Origin of the sequence: Haloprofundus halobius (assembly GCF_020097835.1) — an archaeon.
Taxonomy (GTDB): domain Archaea; phylum Halobacteriota; class Halobacteria; order Halobacteriales; family Haloferacaceae; genus Haloprofundus; species Haloprofundus halobius.
On the sequence record NZ_CP083666.1, the window covers coordinates 2,508,494 to 2,531,142 of the forward strand.

The 22,649-nt window shown below is 65.6% G+C and carries 21 protein-coding genes, 1 tRNA gene and 1 pseudogene; 12 read left to right on the top strand and 11 right to left on the bottom strand.

Going from position 1 to position 22,649, the window contains the following annotated elements; genetic code table 11:
- The first annotated feature begins 239 nt into the window (after positions 1-239).
- The 3 genes from ilvA to LAQ74_RS13235 all read left to right on the top strand — a co-directional run bounded on the left by ilvA (position 240) and on the right by LAQ74_RS13235 (position 2,256).
- Positions 240-1,451 carry a threonine ammonia-lyase gene (gene ilvA, locus LAQ74_RS13225; protein WP_224333003.1) on the top strand — a complete coding sequence of 404 codons (1,212 nt, stop codon included), beginning with the start codon at positions 240-242 and terminating at the stop codon, positions 1,449-1,451.
- A 227-nt stretch (positions 1,452-1,678) separates the two neighbouring features.
- Positions 1,679-2,059, top strand: coding sequence for a Rid family detoxifying hydrolase (locus tag LAQ74_RS13230; protein ID WP_224333004.1), 381 nt, complete (start codon positions 1,679-1,681; stop codon positions 2,057-2,059).
- A complete protein-coding gene (locus LAQ74_RS13235; protein ID WP_224333005.1) occupies positions 2,056-2,256 on the top strand; it encodes a DUF7981 family protein in 201 nt (66 codons plus the stop codon). Before LAQ74_RS13230 ends, LAQ74_RS13235 begins: the two co-directional genes overlap by 4 nt.
- A 12-nt stretch (positions 2,257-2,268) precedes the next feature.
- On the opposite strand, the gene LAQ74_RS13240 is transcribed toward LAQ74_RS13235, so the two are convergent.
- A complete protein-coding gene (locus LAQ74_RS13240) occupies positions 2,269-2,508 on the bottom strand; it encodes a PRC-barrel domain containing protein (RefSeq protein WP_224333006.1) in 240 nt (79 codons plus the stop codon).
- 89 nt (positions 2,509-2,597) lie between these two features.
- Between LAQ74_RS13240 and LAQ74_RS13245 the strand changes: the two genes are divergently transcribed.
- The 5 genes and pseudogenes from LAQ74_RS13245 (at position 2,598) to LAQ74_RS13265 (ending at position 6,805) form a co-directional block, all read left to right on the top strand.
- Positions 2,598-2,678 (top strand) — tRNA-Ser (locus LAQ74_RS13245).
- A 224-nt stretch (positions 2,679-2,902) separates the two neighbouring features.
- Positions 2,903-3,132: pseudogene (locus LAQ74_RS13250) on the top strand (MBL fold metallo-hydrolase); the annotation flags it as partial.
- Between the two features lie 196 nt (positions 3,133-3,328).
- On the top strand, positions 3,329-3,514 hold the full coding sequence (locus tag LAQ74_RS13255) for a hypothetical protein (RefSeq protein WP_224333007.1): 186 nt from the start codon (positions 3,329-3,331) through the stop codon (positions 3,512-3,514).
- 314 nt (positions 3,515-3,828) lie between these two features.
- Positions 3,829-5,466: a thermosome subunit beta gene (gene thsB, locus LAQ74_RS13260; RefSeq protein WP_224337274.1), complete on the top strand. Its 1,638-nt coding sequence runs from the start codon at positions 3,829-3,831 to the stop codon at positions 5,464-5,466.
- Between the two features lie 346 nt (positions 5,467-5,812).
- A complete protein-coding gene (locus LAQ74_RS13265; protein WP_224333008.1) occupies positions 5,813-6,805 on the top strand; it encodes an ornithine cyclodeaminase family protein in 993 nt (330 codons plus the stop codon).
- A 27-nt stretch (positions 6,806-6,832) separates the two neighbouring features.
- Here the strand turns inward: LAQ74_RS13265 and LAQ74_RS13270 are convergent, their stop codons facing one another.
- Together LAQ74_RS13270 and LAQ74_RS13275 are read right to left on the bottom strand one after the other, a co-directional pair.
- Positions 6,833-7,069: a DUF7535 family protein gene (locus LAQ74_RS13270; RefSeq protein WP_224333009.1), complete on the bottom strand. Its 237-nt coding sequence runs from the start codon at positions 7,067-7,069 to the stop codon at positions 6,833-6,835.
- A 125-nt stretch (positions 7,070-7,194) separates the two neighbouring features.
- Positions 7,195-8,646 carry a short-chain fatty acid transporter gene (locus LAQ74_RS13275; protein WP_224333010.1) on the bottom strand — a complete coding sequence of 484 codons (1,452 nt, stop codon included), beginning with the start codon at positions 8,644-8,646 and terminating at the stop codon, positions 7,195-7,197.
- Between the two features lie 212 nt (positions 8,647-8,858).
- Here LAQ74_RS13275 and LAQ74_RS13280 point away from each other — a divergent pair, with 212 nt between their 5' ends.
- From LAQ74_RS13280 to LAQ74_RS13290, 3 genes are all read left to right on the top strand, one after another.
- The gene (locus LAQ74_RS13280; RefSeq protein WP_224333011.1) at positions 8,859-10,022 is read left to right on the top strand and encodes a thiolase domain-containing protein; all 1,164 of its coding nucleotides are present in this window, start codon (positions 8,859-8,861) and stop codon (positions 10,020-10,022) included.
- The gene (locus LAQ74_RS13285; RefSeq protein WP_224333012.1) at positions 10,015-10,356 is read left to right on the top strand and encodes a Zn-ribbon domain-containing OB-fold protein; all 342 of its coding nucleotides are present in this window, start codon (positions 10,015-10,017) and stop codon (positions 10,354-10,356) included. Before LAQ74_RS13280 ends, LAQ74_RS13285 begins: the two co-directional genes overlap by 8 nt.
- Before the next feature lie 109 nt (positions 10,357-10,465).
- Positions 10,466-11,428 carry an NADPH:quinone reductase gene (locus tag LAQ74_RS13290; RefSeq protein WP_224333013.1) on the top strand — a complete coding sequence of 321 codons (963 nt, stop codon included), beginning with the start codon at positions 10,466-10,468 and terminating at the stop codon, positions 11,426-11,428.
- 28 nt (positions 11,429-11,456) lie between these two features.
- On the opposite strand, the gene LAQ74_RS13295 is transcribed toward LAQ74_RS13290, so the two are convergent.
- The 7 genes from LAQ74_RS13295 to LAQ74_RS13325 all read right to left on the bottom strand — a co-directional run bounded on the left by LAQ74_RS13295 (position 11,457) and on the right by LAQ74_RS13325 (position 19,531).
- A complete protein-coding gene (locus LAQ74_RS13295) occupies positions 11,457-13,148 on the bottom strand; it encodes an acetate--CoA ligase (RefSeq protein ID WP_224333014.1) in 1,692 nt (563 codons plus the stop codon).
- Between the two features lie 130 nt (positions 13,149-13,278).
- Entirely contained in the window at positions 13,279-14,043 is a 765-nt protein-coding gene (locus LAQ74_RS13300) for an enoyl-CoA hydratase/isomerase family protein (RefSeq protein ID WP_224333015.1), read from the bottom strand.
- 81 nt (positions 14,044-14,124) lie between these two features.
- Positions 14,125-15,111: an LLM class flavin-dependent oxidoreductase gene (locus LAQ74_RS13305; protein ID WP_224333016.1), complete on the bottom strand. Its 987-nt coding sequence runs from the start codon at positions 15,109-15,111 to the stop codon at positions 14,125-14,127.
- A gap of 5 nt (positions 15,112-15,116) precedes the next feature.
- Positions 15,117-16,331 carry an acyl-CoA dehydrogenase family protein gene (locus LAQ74_RS13310; RefSeq protein ID WP_224333017.1) on the bottom strand — a complete coding sequence of 405 codons (1,215 nt, stop codon included), beginning with the start codon at positions 16,329-16,331 and terminating at the stop codon, positions 15,117-15,119.
- An 86-nt stretch (positions 16,332-16,417) separates the two neighbouring features.
- Positions 16,418-17,122 carry a haloacid dehalogenase type II gene (locus LAQ74_RS13315; RefSeq protein WP_224333018.1) on the bottom strand — a complete coding sequence of 235 codons (705 nt, stop codon included), beginning with the start codon at positions 17,120-17,122 and terminating at the stop codon, positions 16,418-16,420.
- 61 nt (positions 17,123-17,183) lie between these two features.
- On the bottom strand, positions 17,184-17,957 hold the full coding sequence (locus tag LAQ74_RS13320; RefSeq protein ID WP_224333019.1) for an SDR family NAD(P)-dependent oxidoreductase: 774 nt from the start codon (positions 17,955-17,957) through the stop codon (positions 17,184-17,186).
- A complete protein-coding gene (locus tag LAQ74_RS13325) occupies positions 17,954-19,531 on the bottom strand; it encodes a class I adenylate-forming enzyme family protein (RefSeq protein WP_224333020.1) in 1,578 nt (525 codons plus the stop codon). The genes LAQ74_RS13320 and LAQ74_RS13325 overlap by 4 nt, the downstream gene beginning before the upstream one ends.
- Before the next feature lie 116 nt (positions 19,532-19,647).
- Here LAQ74_RS13325 and LAQ74_RS13330 point away from each other — a divergent pair, with 116 nt between their 5' ends.
- The gene (locus LAQ74_RS13330; protein ID WP_224333021.1) at positions 19,648-20,829 is read left to right on the top strand and encodes an iron-containing alcohol dehydrogenase family protein; all 1,182 of its coding nucleotides are present in this window, start codon (positions 19,648-19,650) and stop codon (positions 20,827-20,829) included.
- 141 nt (positions 20,830-20,970) lie between these two features.
- Here the strand turns inward: LAQ74_RS13330 and LAQ74_RS13335 are convergent, their stop codons facing one another.
- Positions 20,971-22,578 carry an AMP-binding protein gene (locus LAQ74_RS13335; RefSeq protein WP_224333022.1) on the bottom strand — a complete coding sequence of 536 codons (1,608 nt, stop codon included), beginning with the start codon at positions 22,576-22,578 and terminating at the stop codon, positions 20,971-20,973.
- Positions 22,579-22,649: the final 71 nt, after the last annotated feature.

The following is a 22,649-nucleotide window of genomic DNA, read 5'->3' on the forward strand; positions in this document are numbered from 1 at the left end:
TTCCGGATGGTTCCACGAGCGTCAAAAGTTGATATTTGTTCAACATGTGCTCGTGACAGACGAGCGGCCGACGAGCGTCTGACGGGCGCTCGAAGTCGACGCAGTCTTGCACTTTCACTTTCACCGCGCGTGCCTGACGTTTATATACACCCACCGCATAACCGAAGTTGCACGTCACGCGTGCATTCCCCTTTCCCCTAAGGATAAACGATTAACAACCACCGACAGGTATCTCGGGTATGCTCTCTCTGTCGGACGTTCTGGCGGCCCGCGAGCGGGTGAACGAAGTCGCCCGTCACACGCCGCTGGAGTACTCGCACACGTTCTCGGATATGACCGGGGCGGACGTGCATCTGAAACTGGAGAACTTCCAGCGTACGGGGTCGTTCAAGATTCGCGGCGCGACGAACCGCATCGTGACGCTCTCGGACGAGGAAAAGGAGGCCGGTGTCGTCACCGCCAGCGCCGGTAATCACGCGCAGGGCGTCGCGCTCGCGGCCACTCGTGCGGGCGTCGAATCCACCATCGTGATGCCGCAGTACGCGCCCATCTCGAAGGTGAAAGCCACCGAACGCTACGGCGGCGACGTCGTGCTCTCGGGCGTCGACTACAACGACGCGCAGGCGAAGGCCAACGAGATAGAGGCGGCCGAGGACCGGACGTACGTCCACGCCTTCGACGACGAGTACGTGATGGCCGGGCAGGGCACCATCGGCCTCGAAATCGTCGAAGACTGCCCGAACCTCGACACCGTCGTCGTCCCCATCGGTGGCGGCGGCCTCATCTCCGGCATCGCCACGGCGATAAAAGCGAAGAAGCCCGACGCGCGCGTCGTCGGCGTTCAGGCCGAAGGTGCGTCGAGCGTCGCCGACTCCTTGCAGAAAGGCGAGATTCACGAGCTAGAGAGCGTCGACACCATCGCCGACGGTATCGCGACGCGAAACGTGGGCACGGCCCCGTTCGAGGTCATCCGCGAGCGCGTCGACGAGGTGGTCACCGTCTCCGACGAGGAGATCGCGGTCGCGCTGATGTATCTGCTCGAACGGAGCAAGACGCTCGTCGAGGGGGCGGGAGCCGTTGCGCTCGCGGCGCTGCTCTCGGACACGTTCGACTACGAGGCGGGCGAGACCATCGTTCCGGCGCTCTGCGGCGGCAACATCGACCTCAACACTCTCACGACGGTTATCCTCCGCGGACTGGTCGAAACCGGTCGCTACCTCAAGATTCGAACCGTGCTCAAGGACCGCCCGGGCGCGCTGGAGGATCTCATCCATATCGTCGCCGAGCAGCAGGCGAACATCTACGCCATCCGCCACGACCGGACCTCGCGCGACATCGGGATGAGTGACACCGAGGTGGAGTTGGATCTGGAGATGCGCGGCCCGGACCACGTCGAGGAACTGCTCGCCGGGATTCGCGAGCGGGGGTACGAAGTGGAAGTACTCGTCTGAAGGAGCGAACGCGCCGTGGTCCGTCCCTATCGCGACGACCCGAGGAGCGGATGCGCGCTGAGAGCGACTGAGACGGGGACGACGACCGCGAGCACGACGCCAACAGCGACGACGAGCGCGTAGCGAGAGGCATTCACGACGGGGCGTATCGTCGTCTGAGACGGAGACCCTGCGTCCCGGTCGCCGGGTCCCGGCGTATTAAGTCGTCGGCCCACGACGCCCCGAACATGAAGCGCATCATCAGCACGGACGACGCGCCCGCCGCCGTCGGCGCGTACAGTCAGGCGACGACCAACGGTTCTCTCCTCTTCACCGCGGGGCAGATTCCGCTGACCCCCGACGGCGAACTACTCGACGACGCCGACATCGCGGCGCAGACCGAGCAGTCGCTCGACAACGTCATGGCGATTCTCGCCGCCGAAGACGCTGATGCCGGAGACGTACTGAAGATGACGGTGTTCCTCGGCGACATCGACGACTTCGACGAGATGAACGAGACGTACGCCACGTACTTCGACGAGGAGCCGCCCGCGCGAAGCGCCGTCGAGGTCGCGAACCTCCCGAAGGGCGTCGGTGTCGAGATCGAGGCCATCGCGTCGGTGGAGTGAACCGACGCGTCAAGTCGAGTCTCCTCTGGGGACTGGTCGGGTTCTTCGCGTTCCTCGTACTCGTGCAGGGGTACGACCTCGTGGTCGGGCGACTGCCGCTCGGCGTTCTCGCGCGCGTCGGCGTTGCGGTCGTCGTCGGTGCGGTCGCCGCGGGCGTCTCCTACGTCACGGAACGGCGGTTGCTCGCGAGGCGGTAACCGCGAACCGGTTCAGACGTTCTCTCGGAGGCGGATTTCGCCTTCGCTCACCGTCTCGATGTACTCTCCCTCGACGGCCAAGTCGTCGGTGTCGGCGTCTTCGCGGCCGAAGACTGCCATAATCGCGTCGGTGATACCTGGGTCGGGGTCGACGTAGGCGACGTTTTGCTCGACGGATTTCACGAGACCGAGTTTCTCGCCTGCGGCGTCGACCAGCACTTTTCCCTCGTCTTCGGAAGTGAGCGTTGACATCGTCTGACGTTCGTACTGTGATACCGTAGTCCTGTCGGGCAGTACGAAAGGAAGGGTTTAAACGAGACACCGGCCAAAATCCGATGCGAGCCAGGATGGCCGAGTGGTAAGGCGCACGCCTGGAAAGCGTGTTCCCTCTGGGATCCAGGGTTCAAATCCCTGTCCTGGCGTTTCTACCGATTCGACCACATAGCGCGGTGTTTATCGCCGCGCAACAGACGGTTGAATCGTGAACGACGACTGTAGGGATTTGAGCTAGCGAGCCGCAGCGCCGAGTGAAACGAGGCGATCGTCTCGCGTCGTTCAAATCCCTGTCCTGGCGTTTTACGACGAACAACGCCGCGAGCAACGCGTAGCGGTGTGAGCGAATCCGTGAGTCGGAAACGACTGCCGCGGGGATTTGATACTGTACGTCGCTGGGGATACGATTTGGTACGACCCCGTAGAACAGACGCTCGACCGATTCGAACCCGACGTGGTCGTGCTCAACGGTGGTGAAGCGCAGTTCGCGCAGGGCGAATCAATATGGAGGCGATCAACCACTACTTGCTCTCACGCGACGAACTGCAGTCGAAGACGGAGAACATCTCCGTCCCCGAAGACGGGAAACGAGTTACGCTGTAAACGGGGGTACCGTCTCTCACTTCGTCGCAAGCGGGACGGCGAGCAATCGGTTCGCTCCTCGGCTGACGAACAGTATACTACCGGCCAGAAGTAGATTACCGGCCAGATAGCCGCGCCTCCACACCAGTTATCGAACGGATACGACAACTGTCGTAGGGAAAGGTTGATACGGGTGGCAGACAATCACAAACACGAAATGCCTGACACGAAAAGCGGCCGCGAGAGGAAGGGCAGAAACAAGCGTTCACAGTTGGAGCACCACCTCGCTCGGCGGGAAGTACGGACGCTTGACGTGGACGACGAACCGGAACTTTACGACGACGTGGAGGAACTCGACGAAGACGTTCTCAACCTCTACGCGTTGAACGGCCGAGAGCAGTAGACGGAGCCCGATTGCGGCACGCATTTCTTTGCAGTTCGACGGCCGAGCCGTGCGTCCGTCGGACGGGCGGGACGGCGACGCTCCACGAGTTACAGTTCATATATAAATGCCGGATATTACGTCCCACGTGTCGATTCGAGTTTTGTGCTAACATGGTACAGTAGTCACCGGCGAGGAGTCTCTGTCCGTGTGTTTTCGATAGATGGGTGTTGGCGGTTCTCGTGGTGTGTGGTAGCTCTCGTACGCAACCTTTTTATAGAATCACAAACAATCACCGGTCGACTATGAGCCAGCGAATGCAACAGGGTCAGCCGATGATCATTCTCGGAGAGGATTCCCAGCGCGTCAAGGACCGCGACGCGCAGGCGTACAACATTCGCGCCGCCCGCGCGGTAGCGGAGGCCGTCCGCTCCACACTCGGCCCGAAGGGGATGGACAAGATGCTCGTCGACTCGATGGGCGACGTCACCGTCACGAACGACGGCGTCACCATCCTCAAAGAGATGGACATCGACAATCCGACGGCCGAGATGATTATCGAAGTCGCCGAGACCCAGGAGGACGAGGCCGGCGACGGAACGACGACGGCCGTCGCCATCGCGGGCGAACTCCTGAAGAACGCCGAGGACCTCCTCGAACAGGATATCCACCCGACGGCGGTCATCAAAGGCTACAACCTCGCCAGCGAGAAGGCGCGTGAGGAAGTCGACAACATCGCGACGCGAGTCGATCCCGACGACGAAGAACTGCTGAAGAAGGTCGCCGAGACCTCGATGACGGGCAAGGGCGCGGAACTCAACAAGGAGGTGCTCGCGAACCTCGTCGTCGGCGCGGTCCAGCAGGTCACCGTCGAGGCCAACGACGGTTCGCACGTCGTCGACATGGAGAACGTCAAGATCGAGACGCAGACCGGTCGCTCCGCCGGCGACTCCGAACTGCTCCGCGGCGCGGTCATCAACAAAGACCCCGTCCACGACGACATGCCCGTCGACTTCGACGAGGCGGACATCCTGCTGCTCAACGAGGCTATCGAGGTCGAGGAGGCCGGCGTCGACACGAACGTCAGCATCGACAGCCCCGACCAGCTCCAGCAGTTCCTCGACCAGGAGGAGGAACAGCTGAAGAAGAAGGTCGACCAGATCGTCGACTCCGGCGCTGACGTCGTCTTCTGTCAGAAGGGTATCGACGACCTCGCCCAGCACTACCTCGCCAAACAGGGCGTGCTGGCGATTCGCCGGACGAAGAAGTCCGACATCGAGTTCCTCAAGAACGTCGTCGGCGGCAGCGTCGTCACCGATCTCGACGACATCGGCGACGCCGACCTCGGCTTCGGCTCGGTCCGCCGCGACGAGGAGGACGAACTGTTCTACGTCGAGGGTGAGGACGCCCACGGCGTGACGCTGCTGCTCCGCGGTTCCACCGACCACGTCGTCGACGAACTGGAGCGCGGCATCAAGGACGCGCTCGACGTCGTCGCCACCACCGTCTCCGACGGCCGCGTGCTCGCCGGCGGCGGCGCTATCGAAGTCGAACTCGCCTCCCGACTCCGCGACTACGCCGACTCGGTCTCCGGCCGCGAGCAGCTCGCGGTCGAGGCGTTTGCCGACGCGCTCGAACTCGTCCCGCGCGTCCTCGCCGAGAACGCCGGTCTCGACGCCATCGACACGCTCGTCGACCTCCGCGCGGCCCACGAGGACGGCGACGTGCGCGCCGGTCTGAACGCCTTCACGGGCGACGTCGAGGACACCTTCGAGGCGGGCATCGTCGAACCCGCCCACGCGAAGGAGCAGGCGCTCTCGTCTGCCACCGAGGCCGCGAACCTCGTGCTGAAGATCGACGACATCATCGCCGCGGGCGACCTCTCGACCGGCGGCAACGACGACGAGGAAGGCGGCGCACCCGGCGGCATGGGTGGCATGGGCGGTATGGGCGGCATGGGCGGTGCAATGTAAGACGACCTTTTACGCTGCACTCGGGCGGCTTCGCCGCCCTCGCTCGGTAAAAGCTCGACCAAAAGCACTCGTCGCTCACTTCAGTCGCTCCGCGACTTCCGTTCGCGACTCGGCCCGCTCGGGCCTGACGGCCCTCACGGTGAGTGAACTGGACGACTTCCGCCCGTGGTACCGCCGTTCAATCGACTCCAAATTCTTCGGACAGTAGACATATTCCGGATTTCCGAGTAGTGGCGGCTATGCCTTCCAGACGTGCGGTCGTCGCCGAGGCCTCGGAGTCGTAAGTCCCACCGACCCCGTCGAAGCTTAGCAGTAACTAAATAGGCGCTCCGCAAAATTTGCGCGCATGAAGACGCTGCTCCTCAACAGCGAGGACGTACACCACAACGCCCGGATGCCGGAACTCATCCGGGCAATCGAGGACGCCTTCGCCGCCTACGAGCGCGGCGACGCGCAGATGCCCCCCAAGTCCTACATCGACCTGCCGCAGTACAACGGCGACTTCCGGTCGATGCCCGCGTACTTGGAGGCGAAAGAGTGGGACGCCGCGGGCATCAAGTGGGTGAACGTCCACACCGACAACCCCGGCGACCACGACCTTCCCACCGTCATGGGGACGATGATCTACTCGGACCCCGAGACGGCGTTCCCGCTCGCCATCATGGACGGCACCGAGTTGACGATGCAGCGCACCGGCGCGGCCGCCGCCGTCGCCACCGATCACCTCGCCGTCGAGGACGCCACGTCGATGGGAATCGTCGGCGCGGGCGTCCAGTCGTACACGCAACTGCGGGCGATTTCCGAAGTTCGACCCATCGAGGAAGTCGTCGTCTCCGACCTCGACGAGGAGCGCGTCGCGCGCTTCCTCGACACCTTCGAGGAGGAGTTCGACATCCGCGCGGGTAGCATCGAGGAGACCGCGTCCTGTGACGTGCTCTCGACGGTGACGCCCGTCGAGTCGCCCATCGTCCCTCGCGAGGCCGTCGGCGACCACACCCACATCAACGCGATGGGTGCCGACGCCGAAGGCAAACACGAACTCGCCGACGAGGTGCTCCTCGACGCGAAACTCGTCATCGACGACTACGAGCAGACGACCCACTCCGGCGAGATCAACGTCCCGTACAACGCGGGCGTCCTCGACGACGACGACATCTACGGCCAGATAGGTGAGATCGTCGTCGGCAAGAAGGACGGTCGCACCGCCGACGACGGCATCACCGTCTTCGACTCGACGGGTCTGGCGATTCAGGACGTCGCCGCCGCGCACGTCGTCTACGAGCACGCCGACGAGAACGACAACGGCTACCCGTTCGACCTGTTGGGTCTGGGCAAGTAAGCGTCGTCGGAGTCGGTCGCCGCGCTACTACACGTCCGTCTCCGTCTCGTCACTCCCCCGGCGTCGCTCGATTCGATCGAACACGCGCGTGAGAAGCCAGACGATCACCATGAACGGCAGGAGCGGGACGATGAGAATCACCAAAAGCAGCGCGTACGTCAGACCGATAACGTTCATCTCGGTGTCGGGGTGACTCTTGTATCCCGGCGTCACTGTCCGATAGGCTTTCGTCATCAGCCCTGGCGTCTCGTCGTCGGAACTCATGGCAGAGCGTACGTCGTCCGGGAGATTAAGCGTTAGTCGCCCGACGGGTCGCCGACCCGATTCCGGGCGACACCTCTCGACGGACGGGAGTCAAAAACGAAGACGAAAACGCGTCGGTTCGACGACTACGCGCCGATACCCATGCCGAGGAACAGCGTCATCGTGATGGCCATGATGATGAACCCGGCGACCATCGCGACGGTGGTGTAGCCGAGGATGTCGCGGGCGCGCAGTTTCGCCAGCGCAAGCGCCGGCACCGCCCAGAACGGCTGGATCATGTTCGTCAGCTGGTCGCCCATCATCTCGATGACGACGGCGGTGTACAGCGGCATACCCAGTTCCCGAGTCGTCTCAAGGAGAATCGGTCCCTGTGCGACCCACTGACCCCCGCCGGAGGGGACGAACACGTTGACGATACCCGCGCTGATGAGCCCGAGCACCGGCCACGTCAGCGGGGTCGAGATGTCCGCGAAGAAGCCCGAGATGACGGCGGCGAGCGCCGTCCCGGTGAGCAGTCCGGCGATACCCGCGTAGAAGGGGAACTGGAAGAGAATCCCGGCGACGTTCTTGACGCTGTCGTCCATCTGGTTGACGATGCGCTTCGGGGTCACCCAGAGCACGATGGCGCAGAAGATGAAGAACGCGTTGATGGTGTCGAGGTTTATCGCACCGAGTCCACTCTGGAGAACGTCGGAGAGAAAGTAGTACGCCGGGAACAGCGCGATAATCAACCCGAGTATCCGCGAGTGGTTGAGTCGGTCCGCCACCGTCGTCCGTGTCTGCGGTTGTGGCTGTGCCTGCGCAGCGACGCCGCCGTCGGTGGCGACGCCGGGGTCGGGGGTGTCGTCTGTCGTCTGGAGTCCGTTCGAGATCTCGTCGTAAACGTCGTCGGGCAGTTCGGTTATCTTCTCGGTTCCCTCCGGGTGGAGACTCCCCATGACCAGCGGGATGACCGCGAGCATCAACACGACGGTGACGATGTTGACGAGACTCCCGATGGTCTCACTCAGCGGAATACCCTCCTGAGCGTACTCGGGGAACGTCGACGGGATGGCGGCGGGGTCCGCCATGATGAGTCCGCTCGACGTGGTGATGCCGGAGTGCCAGATCATGAGTGCGGTGTAGCCCGCAGCGATGAGAAGCGGATAGTGGAGTTTGAGCCCCTTCTCCTTGCCCCTAAAGGCGACTTGGCGGGCGATGACCGCACCGACGATGAGACCGATGGCCCACGAGATGAGGCCGGCGAGCATCGCGACGAAGGACGTGAGCGCGACGGCCGAGAACTGCGAGTTCGGCAGTCCGGCGATTCGCTGCAACAGCCTCGACACCGCCGGCGATTTCGCGATGGCGTCACCGACCATCAGCGTCAGCGAGAACTGCGCCATGAACACCAGAAGCGTCCAGACGCCGCCGAACCACGCGTCCATCACACCCGTCGGCGACGTGCCGACCAGGAGCGCGCCCACCGCCGCGATGAACGTGAGTACGATGACGAGAACGTACGGATCCGGAACGTACTCCATCGCGATATCCGCAAACCATTCGCCTAATCGTTTAATCGGGTCAGTAAGTGCCATACGCTACAGTCCCGAATGAATAATTGGTATATAATGGTTTGGCATGGTATCTCACCACAGAGGACAGAAAATTGAGACGTGTGTTCGAATTTTGATATGCTCTGCTGTCGTCCCGGGCTTTCCCGCGAGAGTCGTCAGTTCAGAACCACTAAACGGGACTCGGATGACCGGCGACGTGACGCTTAAGAACCGAGCCCACGGACACACCGACAATGAATGACGTGTGTGTCGTTGGCATGGGCTCGACCGAGTTCGGCGTCCGCGACGAACGCATCAAAGAACTCGGAATCACGGCGGTCGCGCGGGCGCTACGCTCCTGTGACATCGACAGAGAGGACGTCGACGCGCTGTACCTCGGTAACTTCGTCGCTGGGATGCTGGAGGGACAGGAGACGCTCGCACCGCTCGTCGCCGACAGCGTCGGCCTCTCGGGGATTCCGACGATGAAAACCGAAGGCGCGTGCGCGAGTTCGGGCATCGCGTTCAGACAGGCGTATCAGGCGATTCGGACCGGCGTCCACGACATCGTCGTCGTCGCGGGCGTCGAACGGATGACGAACGCCGAGACGCCGGAGTTCACCCGCGCGCTCGGCAGCGCCGCCGACCACGGCACCGACGGGGCGACCGGGCTGACGTTTCCGGGCTTCTACGGCCTCGTGCTCGACCGCTACATGTACGAGTACGGTGCGACTCGCGAACAGGTCGCCGCCGTCTCGGTGAAAAATCGGAGAAACGGCGCGTCGAACCCGCGTGCGCGGTTCCGGTCGCCGGTGACCGTCGAGGACGTCGTCGAATCGCGACTCGTCGCGGACCCACTTCGCCTCTACGACTGCTGTCCCGCCGCCGACGGCGGCGCGGCGGTCGTTCTCGCGTCCGCGGAGGTCGCCGAGTCGTTCACGAGCGCGCCGATACCCGTACTCGGCAGCGGTCACGCGACGGGCCGAAGCGCCGCCTACCGCTACGACGACCTGACGACGCTCGAAGCCACGACGCTCGCCGCCGAGGAGGCGTACGACGCGGCCGGTCTCTCCCCGTCGGACGTCGACGTCGTCGAGCTTCACGACTGCTTCTCGGCCGCCGAAATCGGCGACTCCGAGGACCTCGGTTTCTTCGAGAAGGGCGAGGGCGCGGCCGCCGTCGCGGAGGGTCGAACCGCCGTCGACGGCGAACTCCCAATCAACCCGAGCGGCGGATTACTTGCGAAGGGTCACCCGGTCGGTGCGACAGGTATCGGCCAAGTTTACGAGGTGTGTCTGCAGTTGCTTGGCGAACACGAGAATCAGGTCGACGGGGCCGAGGTCGGACTGGCACACAACCTCGGCGGCAGCGGTGCGGTGAGCACCGTTACGGTGCTCGGAGGGCCGTCGCATGTCTGAGTCGCCGTCGCCTCCGCGATTTCCGGCGACACGATGTCCCGACTGCAGTCTGCTCTACGGCCACGAAGCGTACGTCTGCCGCGAGTGCGGGTCCGAGACGTTCGAGGAGGCGCCACTCGACGGGAACGGGACGGTGTACGCGCGGACGACGATTCGGGTCCCGGGGTCCGGCCAGCAGGGCAAGGAACCGTTCGAGGTGGCCGTCGTCGACGTCGGCGGCGCGGAGTCCGTGCGGGTGACTGCCCGAATCGAAGACAACCCCGGAGTCGGCCCCGACGACCCCGTCGAGTTCGTCGAACGGCGCGAGGGCGTCTTCTACTTCCGAGCGGCATAGCGTCTCCGAAGCGACGACTGTGACGACTGCGACGGAACGAAGAGACGACTGCGACGGAACGAAGAGAATCGAGGGACTCACTTTTCACCTCCGGAGCCAATAGCCGCTCATGCGTGCGATACGGTACCACGAACACGGCGGCCCGGGCGTGCTCCGCGTCGACGAGGTGGAGAAGCCGATTCCGGGCGAGGGCGAGATTCGAGTCGAACTGAAGGCCGCGGGCGTCAATCCCGTCGACACGTACCTCCGAGACGGGTCGTACCAACCGTTCACGCTCCCGATGGTCCCCGGCGTCGACTTCGCGGGCGTCGTCGACGAGGTGAGCGCAGGAGTCGACGGCTTCGACGTCGGCGACCGGGTGTTCGGCACCGGCCTCGGAAACGACCGCTACGGTAGCACAGCGGAGTACGTCACCGCGCCCACGGACAGAGTTGCACACCTCTCGGACGGCGTGTCGTTCGTGGAGGCGGGCGCGGCGGGCGTCGCCGCCGTCACCGCGTGGCGCGCCGTCGTCGACCACGCGGCGCTCGAACCGGCCGAGTACTGCCTCATCCACGGCGGCAGCGGCGGCGTCGGCCACGCCGCGGTGCAGATCGCCGCCGCGTCGGGTTCGCGGGTCGTCACGACGGCGAGCGAGCGGTACCACGACAACCTTCTGAACCTGGGCGCGCGGACGGTACTCGACTACCGGCGCGACGACCTCCAGTCGGCGGTCGTCGAAGCGACGGAGGGCGGCCCGAGCGTCGTCGTCGACCACATGCTCGAACGCTACCTCCAGTTCGACTGTGACGTCGCCGCGCCGTACGCCCGCATCGTCCTCTTCCGCAACCGGCATCTGGAAGCCGGGTTCACGAACGTCCCCGCCGCTGGGGGAAAGGAACTGCAGTTCCACCTGATGAGCATGTACAACGCGCCGCGACTCGCCGACCCGCTGGAACGGGTCGACCGCCTGCTCGCGGACGGCCTCCTGCGCGTCGAAGTCGCTGGCGAGTACGGCTTCGACGAGGTAGCGGAGGCGCATCGGCGGGTCCGTGAAGAGAGCTTCCTCGGGAAACTCGTCGTGGTTCCCTGACGGTCCACGAGCCGACTCCGGTCGGGTGCTACGCTTCGTCTTCGCGGAGTTCGACGCGGCGAATCTTCCCACTCGACGTCTTGGGGAGTTCGTCGAGGAACTCGATCTCTCTGGGGTAGGCGTGTTTGGCGAGTCGCTCGCGGACGAACTCCCGAATCGAAGCGGCCAACTCGTCGTCGTGAGCGGTTCCCTCAGTAGTGACGACGTACGCCTTCACGAGTTCGCCGCGTTTCTCGTCGGGGACGCCGACGACGGCCGCCTCGGCGACGGCCTCGTGTTCGAGCAGCGTACTCTCGACCTCGAAGGGGCCGATGCGGTAACCCGACGAGAGGATAACGTCGTCGGCGCGGCCGACGAACCAGAGGTAGTCGTCGCCGTCGCGTTCGGCGGCGTCGCCGGTCAGAAACAGCTCCCGGCCCTCGCGTTCGACCCACGCCGCGGCGGTCTTCTGCGGTTCGTTCCAGTAGCCGCGGAAGTAGGTCGACTCGCCGCGAGCGACGGCGAGTTCGCCGACCTCGTCGGCGTCGGTTTCGGTACCCGTCTCCGGGTCGACGACGCGAACGTCGAAGCCGGGGAGCGGTCGGCCCATACTCCCCGGTTTGACGTCCATCTCGCAGGCGTGGTGGTTGCCCGCGACCATCCCGCACTCGGTGACGCCGTAGTGGTCGTAGACGGTGACGCCGAGCTCCTCGTCGAACCACCGCATCACCTCCGGATTCAGCGGCTCGCCCGCGCTGTTCCCCTTCCGCAGCGAGAGGTCGTACGACTCGTGGGCGTCGCCGGCGGCCAGCAGCCCGCGATAGGCGGTCGGGCTCGTCGCGAGGCTCGTCACGCCGTAGCGCTCCATCACCCCGTACCACGCCTCGGGGTCGAACTCGCCCTCGTAGAGGACATTCGGGACCCCCGCGCTCACGGGGGCGATGCCCGCCGTCAACAGCCCGTACATCCAGCCGGGGTCGGCCGCGCCCCACACCGTCTCGTCGTCGCCGAGGTCCATCGAGCACTGCAGGTAGGGGTAGAGCGCCGCCAGTACTCGATGAGTGAGTTCACAGCCCTTCGGCGGCCCGGTCGTCCCGCTCGTGTACTCCAGCGTGCAGAGGTCGTCCGCGGCGGTCTCGGCGGTCTCGTACGTCGTGAACTGGTCACCGACGAGCGTCTCGTAGTCGAGGTCGTCGCCGCCGATGCCGTTGCCGATGTCGTCGCCGTCGCCGTCGTCGCTGGCGTCGGCTCCATCGCCCTCGCAATCGATGACGACGACGTTCTCAATTCCCACCGTGTCCTCGACAGCAGCGATCTTCTCGCGATAGTCGGTCGTGGTAAACACCGTCTTCACGCCCGCATCGGCCGCGCGGACCTCGATGGCGTTCGGCCCGAACGCGGTGAACAGCGGCACGTATACTGCGCCGCGCCGCCAGATGCCCAGAAACGTCGGGTAGAGTTCGGGGAGTCGGGGCACGAGCGTCGCCACCGGCTCGCCGCGGTCGACGCCCAGCGATTCGAGGGCGTTGGCGACCTGTGCGCTCCGCTCGTCGAGGTCGGCGTAGGTCAGCGTCTCGCGCTCGCCCTCCGCAGCGCCCTCCCAGTAGACGGCCGGTCCGGAGCCGACGTGCCGACAGACCGTCTCGTGGGCGACGTTGAACCGCTCGGGGCCGTCCCAGTCGAAGCCGTCCCAGACATCGTCCCACGAGAAGGAATCGCGGAGTCGTTCGTACGTCGTCATCGGCCTCTCCTCCGTTCGGTCGGGGCGATCGAGTCGGGTCGGGTCGGTCGGCGTGCCGTGGGTTGAGTGCTCATACCATGCCGATTCGAACAGGGGAGCATAAACCTCGGTGTCGAGGCGGACTCCGGACTCATGCGACGAAATCGGGGTCTCGGTTTTCGAGGAACGAGCGCGCCCCCTCGCGGGCGTCGGGTCCCGAGAAGAGGTAGCCGAGACCGTTTCGCATCGCCTCGTCCTCGCCCGCAAAGCGCAGCGACGCGTTGAGCCACGTCTTCGTCGTCTCCAGCGACGCGGGCGAGGAGCGCTTGAGCGCCGCGACGACGTCCGAAACGGCGTCGTCGAGGTCGCTCTCGTCGACGGCTCTGGCGAACAGGCCCCACTCGACGGCCTCCCCGGCACCGAGTTCTCGACCCGTCAGCGCGAGGTCGGCCGCGCGCTGGCGACCGACGAGGCGGGCAAGCCGCTTCGCGCCGTAGAAGGGATACGCGCCGATGCGCGTCTCGGGGAGCGCGAAGACGGCGTCGTTCGGGACGACCGTGAGATCCGCCGAGATGAGTAACTCGAAGCCGCCGCCGTATGCCGACCCGTTCGCCTTCGCGATGACCGGGACCGGCGAGCGCTCGATAGCGCCGAAGCAGCCGAGTACCGTATCCGCGAGTTTGCGGGCGTCTCGCGGGTTCTCGATGTCGGCGAGCGACTCGATGTCGTCGCCAGCGCAGAACGTGCGGCCGTTGCCGGTGAGGACGATCGTGCGGGCGCCGTCGTCGTCGGCACGCCGCACTCCGTCGGCGACGGCGTCCCACATATCCAACGTCATCGCGTTCAGTTTCTCGGGTCGGTCGAGTCGAATCGTGCTCAGGCCGTCGGCGAACTCGTAACTGACGTGTTCAGTCATGTGGTGACAGCCTGCACGGAGGCCGATAGCTGGTCGGGTTCCGGAAACGGTCGTCAGGAGGTGAAACTGACCGCCGCGCAGTTACCGGTTCGCGGGAGCCAGCGCTTCTATCGTGCGCAACGTCAGGTCGTCGTCGGCCTGTCTCGGCACGGTCAGCATCGGCCGGTCGAGCACGTCGAGGTCGAGGATCGTCTCCAATCGCTTTCGGGCCGCGTCGGGGGTTCCGGCGACGCCGAGCGCATCGACCATCTCGTCGGTGACGGCGTCGCTGGCGGCCGCGCGGTCGCCGCTGCGCCACGCTTTCGCCACCTGGTCGGCCTCGTCGGGGAATTCGGTGGCGACCGCTCGCCGATAGCCCTCGCCGCTGCCGACGTAGTAGGCGAGGTGGCCGCGGACGGCGTCGTACGCTTCCGTCTCGTCGGCCGCGACCGCCGCTGGGACGTACGGGGCGACGGCGATGTTTTCGGGGTCTCTCCCGATCTCCCGGGCCGCGTCGGCGACGACCTCGAACGCCTCCGAGAGCCCCTCGAAGGGGATGTTGTGCGGAATCCAGCCGTCGCAGACGCGGCCGGTCGCGCGCCTGTTGGCGGGGCCGAGCGCCGCGTTGTACACCGGCACGTCGGCGTCGAGGCCGGGGAAGTCCGCCACCTCGAAGATGTCTCCGTCGTAGTCGACGGTGTCGGCGTCGCTCAGATACGCCTTCACGAGTTCGACCGTCTCGTGGACGCGGCGGACCGGTCGGTCGTACTCGATGCCGTGGAGGTCTTCGATCGCTTTCGGCGTGCTCGCACCGACGCCGAGCGTCACTCTCCCCGGCGCGAGGCGGTCGACCGACGCCGCGGCCATGGCGACGACGGCGGGCGAGCGCGAGAACACGTTGACGATGGCGGTGCCGAGGTCGACCGTCTCGGTCCGCATCGCGAGTTCGCCGAGTTGGACGAACGCGTCAGTACCCCAGAGTTCGCTCACCCAGACGGCGTCGTAGCCGAGCTCCTCCGCACGCTCGGCGACCGACGCCGGCGACTCCGCGGAGACGTCCGGGAGCAAGAGGCCGAGAGAAGTCGTCACGGCCGTTACTCCCCGTACCTCGTGACGTTCGCCAGTTCGGAGTCGTCGACGTCGGAGAAGGCGTCGCGGGCGATGACGCGTTTGTGGACCTCGTCCGCGCCGTCGACGAAGCGGAACTGCCGGACGTTCTGGTAGAAGTCAGCGAGCGGGAGGTCCTCGCCCACCGCGTTCGCGCCGCACAGTTGCATCGCCGTGTCGATGGCCTCCTGGACGACGTTCGAGGTGTAGAGCTTGCTCATCGACACTTCGATTCTGGCCTCGTCACCTGCGGTGATGCGGTCGGCGGCGTGTCGGACCATGCAGCGCGCCGCGTGGAGTTCGGTCTCGGCCTCCGCGACGGCGAAACGGATACCTTGTTTCTCGGCGACCGGCGACCCGAACGCCTCGCGCTCACTCGTGTAGGCTTTCGCCACGTCGAGTGCCCGCTGGGCCATCCCCGAGTAGCGCATACAGTGGGTCAGACGCGCGGGGCCGAGACGTTGCTGGGCGATGGAGAAGCCCTCGTTCTCCTCGCCCATCAGGTTCTCGACGGGCACGCGGACATCTTCGAACTTGATCTCGGCGTGGCTCGTCCCGAGCAGGCCGTCGGCCATGTGTGGAATCCCGCGCTCGATCTCGACGCCGGGCGTGTCCGCCGGGACGAGGATGATGGAACAGCCGCTGTAGGGGTGGGCGTCGAAATCCGTCCGAGCCATCACGAGGAAGATATCCGCTTCCAACCCGTTGGTCGTCCACCACTTGTGGCCGTCGATGACCCACTCGTCGCCCTCCTGTCTCGCCTCGGTCTTGAGCATCTTCGGGTCGGAGCCGCCGCCCTGCATCGGTTCGGTCATGCAGAAACCCGAGCGAATATCGCCGTCGACGAGCGGCCGGAGCCACTCGTCTTTCTGCGCTTCGGTGGCGACGAGTTCGAAGGTGTGCATGTTGCCCTCGTCGGGCGCGTCGACGCGGATGGCGGGCGCGGCAAGCAGGCTCCGCCCAGCCTCCTCGAACGCCGGGAGCACGTCGCGGAACTGCATCCCCATCCCGCCGTACTCGGTCGAAATCTGCGGCGCGTAGATGTCGCGTTCGCGGGCTTCCTCTCGCAGGACGGCCAGTTGATCGTCGCCTATCGGTCCATCGCCGAGCAGGTCGCGTTCGACGGGAATCACCGTCTCGTCTACGAACTCGCGGACGCGGGCCGCCACCGCCTCCGCGCGCTCGGAATCGTCGTACTCCATAATCGTTCATGCGCGTTCTGTGCTAAAAGCTCTCCCACCGCCGCATTCGTCCCCCCTCGACTCGTTTCGCCGCGTTTCGCCGCGCCTCAGGCCCCCAGCGCGTCCGCGAGCTCGGTGAACGTCGTCACCGTCAGGTCGGGAGCGCCCGCGAGTCCGCCCCACTGCAGCGACTTTCGGTCGGCCCAGACACCCTGCATCCCCGCGTGCTGTGCGCCCTCGACGTCGAACCACGCGGCGGTGGTGTGGGCGACGTTCTCGACGGGGGTATCCGCTCTGTCGGCGGCCAACTCGTAGAGTTCGGCGGCCGGTTTGTACCGCTCGATCTCGTCGGCGCTCACCGTCTCGGTGAGTAAATCGCCGATATCTGCGTGCTCGACCATCGAGTCGAGCATCTCGGGATTGCCGTTCGAGAGGACGTAGCAGTCGTACCCGGCGTCGGTGAGTCGTTCGAGTCCCTCCCGTACGTCGTCGAATACGTCGAGCTCGTGGTAGACCGACAGGATCTCGTCGCGCCGGTCGGCCGACACGTCGTAGCCGTGCGCCTCCAGCGCGTAGGTGAGCGCCCGGCGGTTCAGTTCGTAGAACGGCTCGTAGGCGTCGATCTCGTTTGCGACCATCGTGTACGTGAGCGACTGATTCCGCCAGAGTCGGGCGACCGCGGTGGTGTCGTCGCTCTCCTCGCTCTCTCCGCCGGTGACGGCCGCGAGTGCCCGTTCGGTCGCCTCCACGTCGACGACGGTGCTGTACGAGTCGAACGTGAGCGTCTCCACCCGGTCGGCGTCGAATGCCATGCGCTTCCACACGTGCGCGAGAGCATAAAGTTCGGAGTCGGAGCCCACTCGGTTTCAGGGATTAGCGCGCGGTCCATCCGCCGTCGACGGCGAGGCACGCGCCGGTCACGTAACTCGCGGCGTCGCTGGCGAGGAAGACGACCGGACCGGCCAGTTCCTCGGGGTCGGCGAAGCGGTCCAACGGCGTCCGGTCGAGTATCGAGTCTCTGAGCGTGTCGTTCTCGCGCACCTCTTCGGTGAGGTCGGTCGCGACGTAGCCCGGCGCGACGACGTTCGCGCGCACGTCGGGTGCCCAGTCGAGCGCGATGCTCTTCGTGACGCCGACGAGGCCGTGTTTCGACGCGACGTAGGGGTGTTGGCGCGGCAGGCCGACGACGCCGCCGACGCTCGCGACGTTGACGAGCGCCCCGCCGTCGCTCTCGCCGAGATACTCGGCCGCCTCCTGCGCGCAGCGGAACGCGCCGCGGAGGTTTACGTCGAGCACGAACTCGTACCCCTCGGGGTCGACATCCTCGGGGCGACCGAGCGCCGCGGCCGGGTTGACGCCCGCGTTGTTGACGACGACGTCGACGCCGCCGAAGGCGTCGGCCGTCTGCTCGAACAGCGTTCTGATATCTTCGTCGTCGGTCACGTCGGTCGGGACGACGAGGCTCTCGACGCCGTAGGACTCGATTCGCTCGGCCGCCGCCTCCACGTCCGACTCGGTTCGGGAGGTCGGGACCACCGTCGCTCCCGCGGAGGCGAGTCCCTCGGCGATAGCGAGGCCGATACCGCGCGTGCCGCCGGTGACGACGGCGACACGGCCCGTGAGGTCGAACTCGTCGAGCGCGTTCATCGGCTCACCTCCTCGGAATCAGTCTCGTCGGACGCCGCGGGCTCCCCGCCCTCGCGGTCCCAGTGGTTCGGCTCCTCCTCGCGCTCGCGCGTCCGGAGTTTCTGTTTCTGAATCTTCCCGGTCGGCGTGTAGGGGAACTCCTCGACGAACTCGACGTAGCGGGGGATTTTGAACGACGCGAGTTCGGCGCGACACGTCTCGACGACCTCCTCCTCGGTCAACTGGTGACCTTCCTTGACGCGGACGAGCGCCTTGACGACCTCCGTGTAGAACTCGTCGGGACTGGGGATGACCGCGACCTCGTCGACGGCGTCGAGCGCCTTGATGACGCCTTCGACCTCGTAGGAGGAGATGTTCTCGCCGGCTCGTCGGACGATGTCCTTCTTCCGGTCGAGGAAGTAGACGAAGCCGTCCTCGTCGAGTTTCCCGTAGTCGCCGGTGTGGAACCAGCCGTCGACGACCGCTTCGGCCGTCTTGTCGGGCTGGCGGTGGTAGCCTGCCATCAGCGCCGGGCAGTTCTGGATTATCTCGCCCTTCTCACCCGTAGGGACGGGGTCACCGTCGTCGTCGACGACTCTGATTCGTTTTTCGGCTGGCGGGAGGCCGATGCTCCCGAGACGGCGCTTCTCGGGATCGGTCGGGTTGAGCATCAACAGCGGGTCCTCGGTGAGCGAGTAGCCCTCGACGACGCGCAGGCCGAAGCGCTCCTCGAACGGCTCGATGAGTTCCGGCGGCGTCCCCGCCGAGAAGACGAGTTCGACCGGGTTCTCCGTGTCAGTTGGCGACTCGTCGACGTTATCGAGCATCTTCAGCATGCTCCCCATGGCGTTGAACTCGGTGACGCCGTGTTCGCGGCACCAGTCCCACCACCGGGAGGAGGAGAAGCGTTCGTAGACGACGGCCTCCGCACCCGCCGCCGCCGCGCCGAGCGTCGAGTAAATCTGGGCGTTCGCGTGAAACAGCGGCAACGCAGTAAAGAGGGTGTCCTCGTGGGTGAAACCCATCCGCTTCTGGAAGTCGATTGCGCTCAGCGTCCAGTTCTCGTGCCGGCACTCGACGGCCTTCGGCGGCCCCGTCGTCCCTGAGGTGTACATGTGCAGGCCGACCGAGGTTTCGTCGCCCTCGTGGGGGGTGACGTCCCTCGATTGGTCGGCTGCGAGCGCCGGCAGCGACTCGTACTCGTCGACGCCCTCAGTCGTCAGAATCCGCTCGACCGCCGTCCCCTCGGCGGCTTCCTCGGCGACTTCGAGGAGGTCGGGCGTCGTGACGAGCAGTTCCGGCCGCGAGAGTTCCAGCGAGTGGCGCAGTTCGTCGGGTTTGTACTCGGGGTTCGACGGCGCGGTGACGCTGTCGACGTACGCGTTCGCGAACATGAGAAAGAGGAACTCCGGACAGTTCGGCAGGAACAGGCCGACGGCGTCGCCCGCGTCGACGTCGAGCGACGACAGCGCGTTCGCGTACCGCTTCGACTCGTTGGCCACCTCCCGGTAGCTGTATCGAGCGTCCGGGAACGTCAGAAACGGCTTCTCCGGTGTTTTCTCGACTCGCGTTTCGAGCAGTGCTTCGATGCGCATTCTCGGACGAGGGTACGGACATCCACCACATGTAGATTGTTGTTCGTGAACAATTGACTCAGTTCGGGAGTACGCCCTTCGTCAACATTTATCACTATTCGGCGTCCGGGAGGCGTATGGTGCGCGAACACCGGTACGAGGCCGCCCGATTCGTCTGGGGTGAGGGTGCTATCGGGCGATTGGAGGGCTTGCTGTCGGAGGCGAGCGTCGAGCGGGCGATGGTGGTCTGCGGCGAGCACGTCGGCGCGAACGAGGTGTTGATGGACGCGGTCGGCGACGCCCTCGGCGAGCGGCGCGTCCACGCCTACACCGGGGCGCGCGGCGACACGCCGCTCCGGACGGTCGAGGCGGGCGTCGAGGCGTTCGAAGAACACGACGTCGACGGACTCGTGAGCGTCGGCGGCGGCAGCGCCAGCGACACCGCAAAGGCCATCTCGGTGTTCGCGGCCGAAAATGGACGAAATCTCCACGGGATGAAGACACGGACGACCGAGGATGGAGAGTCACACATTCCGGACCTCCCCGCGCCGAAGACGCCGGTGTTCGCGGTATCGACGACGCTATCGGCTGCTGAGGTCTCGAACATCTTCGGCGTCACCGACGAGGAGGCGGGCGACAAGGCGGTGGTTCTCGACGAGAAGATTCGCCCGCAGGCGTGTATCTACGACTCGGCGGCGACGGCGACAACGCCGCCCGCGACGATAGCCAGCACGGGCATGAACGCGCTCGACCACGCGGTGGAGATTCTCTACTCCGACGGCCACGCCGAGAACCCGTTCTACCAGGCGACCGCCGAGAAAGCCATCGATCTGCTCGTCTCGAACCTCCCGGCGGCCGTCAACGACGGCAACCCCGACGCGCTCGCGGCCGCCCAACTCGGCGCGGGTCTCAGCGGCCTCGGCATCGTCGGCGGCATCAGCATCAACCACGGTATCAACCACCCGCTCTGCGCGCGCCACCCCGTCTCCCACGGCGACGGCAACAGCATCCTCCTGCCGCACGGCATCCGCTTCACCTACGACGCGGTTCCCGAGCGGATGGCCCGTCTCGCCACCGCGTTAGGCGTCGAGGTGAAGGGTGACGAAGCGGCGGACGAAGCGACGCTGGAGGCGATGTGCGAGGTGATTCGGGAGCTACAGGAGGAGATAGGCGTTCCGCACCGCCTGCGCGACGTGGGGGTCGACCGCGACGATTTCGAGGCGATGGCGAAGATCGCGGCGCACGACTCGGCGATGGCGAACAACCCGAAACGGGTCACCGAGTCGGACATCGTTTCTATCCTCGAAGCGGCGTGGTGAGGCGGAGACGGCGTAGTGAGGCGGAGTCGGCATAGCGAGGCGGAGACGGCGTGGTAAGGCGGAGTCGGCATAGCGAGGCGGAGACGGCGTGGTAAGGCGGAGTCGGCATAGCGAGGCGGAGACGGCGACGGTCGAAAGCCGTCAGATGCGGCGCTCCTCGCCCTCCCAGTACTGCTCGCGCAGGTCCGTCTTGAGCACCTTCCCGTACGAACTCCGCGGCAGTTCGTCGACGACTTCGATCGTCTTCGGTTTTTTGTACGCCGCTAGTGACTCGGCGCAGCGCGCTTCGACCTCCGCGACGAGCGCGTCGGCATCGATATCAGAATGTGGCCGCGGTTCGACGACCGCAGTCACCTTCTCGCCCCAGTAGTCGTCGGGGACACCGATGACCGCGGCGTTCGAGACGCTCTCGTGGCCGATGACGACCTCCTCGATTTCTCGGGGATAGACGTTCATCCCGCCGGTGATTATCATGTCCTTCTTGCGATCCATGACGTAGAGGTAGCCCTCGTCGTCGACGCGGCCGATGTCGCCGGTGTGGAGCCAGTTGCCCGAGAACGCCGCCCCCGTTTTCTCGGGGAGATTCAGATAGCCCGGCGTGACGTGTGGCCCCGTCACGACTACCTCACCGGGGTCGCCCGGCGGGACGTCTTCGCCTTCGTCGTCGACGATGCGGACCTGTGCGATTTCGACCTCGCGTCCGGCCGACGCGAGGCGTTCCTCGTGTTCGTCGAGCGCACGTCGGTGGTCTTCGTGGTCGAGCAGCGTGACCAGCATCGGACACTCCATCTGTGCGTACGACTGGACGAACACGTCGCCGAGGCGGTCCATCCCCTCGGCGAGGCGCGCGGCGCTCATCGGTGACCCGGCGTAGTAGACGTTCTTCAGCGAGTTCGTGTCGCGGCCGCCGTCGTAGTTGTCGAGGAGTTTGTACACCATCGTCGGCGCGAGAAAGACGGTGTTGACGCCGCGCGACTCGACGGCGTCGAGGAATCGGTCGGGCGCGAACCCGTCTTCGAGGTGGTTCTCGCCGGCCGCCAGGACCGTCGATTCGACCAGAAATCCGGACCCGTGAGTCAACGGCGCGGCGTGCAGCGTCACCTCTCGCTCCGTCTGGTCGAGCGCGTCTTTCAGCCCGAGTGCCGTCGAGAGCCACGTCCCGTGGGTGTGCAGGACGCCTTTCGGCCGTCCCGTCGTCCCCGAGGTGTACATCACCGCGCACGGGTCGTCGAGCGAGACATCGGCGGGGCGGTCGGTCGGGTCGGCGTCCAGAAGCGAGTCGTAGCCGTGTGCGTTCTCGCTCCACGTTTCGGGACGTGTTTCGTCCTCCCCTTCGCCGACGACCACCATCGCCCGCGGCGACGACTCCATCTTCTCGTAGTGGTCGGCGAACGACGCCTCCGTCACCAACACCGCCGCGCCCGCGTCGTCGACGAGCATGTCGTGCTCGCGGGGCGTGAGCATCGAGTTCAAGGGAACTTTGCTCGCGCCGAGCCGATAGAGCGCGAACGACGTCTCGACGAACGCGGCGTGGTTGCGCGTGAGGATAGCGACGCGGTCACCGCGTTCGACGCCCAGTTCGGCGAGGCCGCCGGCAAGTCGCCGAACCCGGTCGGCGAGTTCGCGGTACGTTCGCTCGCCGTCTGCTCGTTGCGTCGAAGACGAAGCGGTGTCGACGCCCCGTCCCGACAGCGCGACGGCGTCGGGATGATGTCGCGCCGTCCGCTCCAGCGCGTGTTCGAGATTCATGCTATCTGCTAGCATAAATCGAGTATAAAGCTTCCTGCGGGCGAGCAGTTATGTGACGTGTTCCCGTACCA

Coding starts and splice junctions, on each gene's coding strand:
- ilvA (WP_224333003.1), top strand. CDS start 240: ATGCTCTCTCTGTCGGACGTTCTGGCGGCCCGCGAGCGGGTGAACGAA.
- LAQ74_RS13230 (WP_224333004.1), top strand. CDS start 1,679: ATGAAGCGCATCATCAGCACGGACGACGCGCCCGCCGCCGTCGGCGCG.
- LAQ74_RS13240 (WP_224333006.1), bottom strand. CDS start 2,508: ATGTCAACGCTCACTTCCGAAGACGAGGGAAAAGTGCTGGTCGACGCC.
- LAQ74_RS13255 (WP_224333007.1), top strand. CDS start 3,329: ATGCCTGACACGAAAAGCGGCCGCGAGAGGAAGGGCAGAAACAAGCGT.
- thsB (WP_224337274.1), top strand. CDS start 3,829: ATGATCATTCTCGGAGAGGATTCCCAGCGCGTCAAGGACCGCGACGCG.
- LAQ74_RS13265 (WP_224333008.1), top strand. CDS start 5,813: ATGAAGACGCTGCTCCTCAACAGCGAGGACGTACACCACAACGCCCGG.
- LAQ74_RS13270 (WP_224333009.1), bottom strand. CDS start 7,069: ATGAGTTCCGACGACGAGACGCCAGGGCTGATGACGAAAGCCTATCGG.
- LAQ74_RS13275 (WP_224333010.1), bottom strand. CDS start 8,646: ATGGCACTTACTGACCCGATTAAACGATTAGGCGAATGGTTTGCGGAT.
- LAQ74_RS13280 (WP_224333011.1), top strand. CDS start 8,859: ATGAATGACGTGTGTGTCGTTGGCATGGGCTCGACCGAGTTCGGCGTC.
- LAQ74_RS13285 (WP_224333012.1), top strand. CDS start 10,015: ATGTCTGAGTCGCCGTCGCCTCCGCGATTTCCGGCGACACGATGTCCC.
- LAQ74_RS13290 (WP_224333013.1), top strand. CDS start 10,466: ATGCGTGCGATACGGTACCACGAACACGGCGGCCCGGGCGTGCTCCGC.
- LAQ74_RS13295 (WP_224333014.1), bottom strand. CDS start 13,148: ATGACGACGTACGAACGACTCCGCGATTCCTTCTCGTGGGACGATGTC.
- LAQ74_RS13300 (WP_224333015.1), bottom strand. CDS start 14,043: ATGACTGAACACGTCAGTTACGAGTTCGCCGACGGCCTGAGCACGATT.
- LAQ74_RS13310 (WP_224333017.1), bottom strand. CDS start 16,331: ATGGAGTACGACGATTCCGAGCGCGCGGAGGCGGTGGCGGCCCGCGTC.
- LAQ74_RS13315 (WP_224333018.1), bottom strand. CDS start 17,122: ATGGCATTCGACGCCGACCGGGTGGAGACGCTCACGTTCGACTCGTAC.
- LAQ74_RS13320 (WP_224333019.1), bottom strand. CDS start 17,957: ATGAACGCGCTCGACGAGTTCGACCTCACGGGCCGTGTCGCCGTCGTC.
- LAQ74_RS13325 (WP_224333020.1), bottom strand. CDS start 19,531: ATGCGCATCGAAGCACTGCTCGAAACGCGAGTCGAGAAAACACCGGAG.
- LAQ74_RS13330 (WP_224333021.1), top strand. CDS start 19,648: ATGGTGCGCGAACACCGGTACGAGGCCGCCCGATTCGTCTGGGGTGAG.
- LAQ74_RS13335 (WP_224333022.1), bottom strand. CDS start 22,578: ATGAATCTCGAACACGCGCTGGAGCGGACGGCGCGACATCATCCCGAC.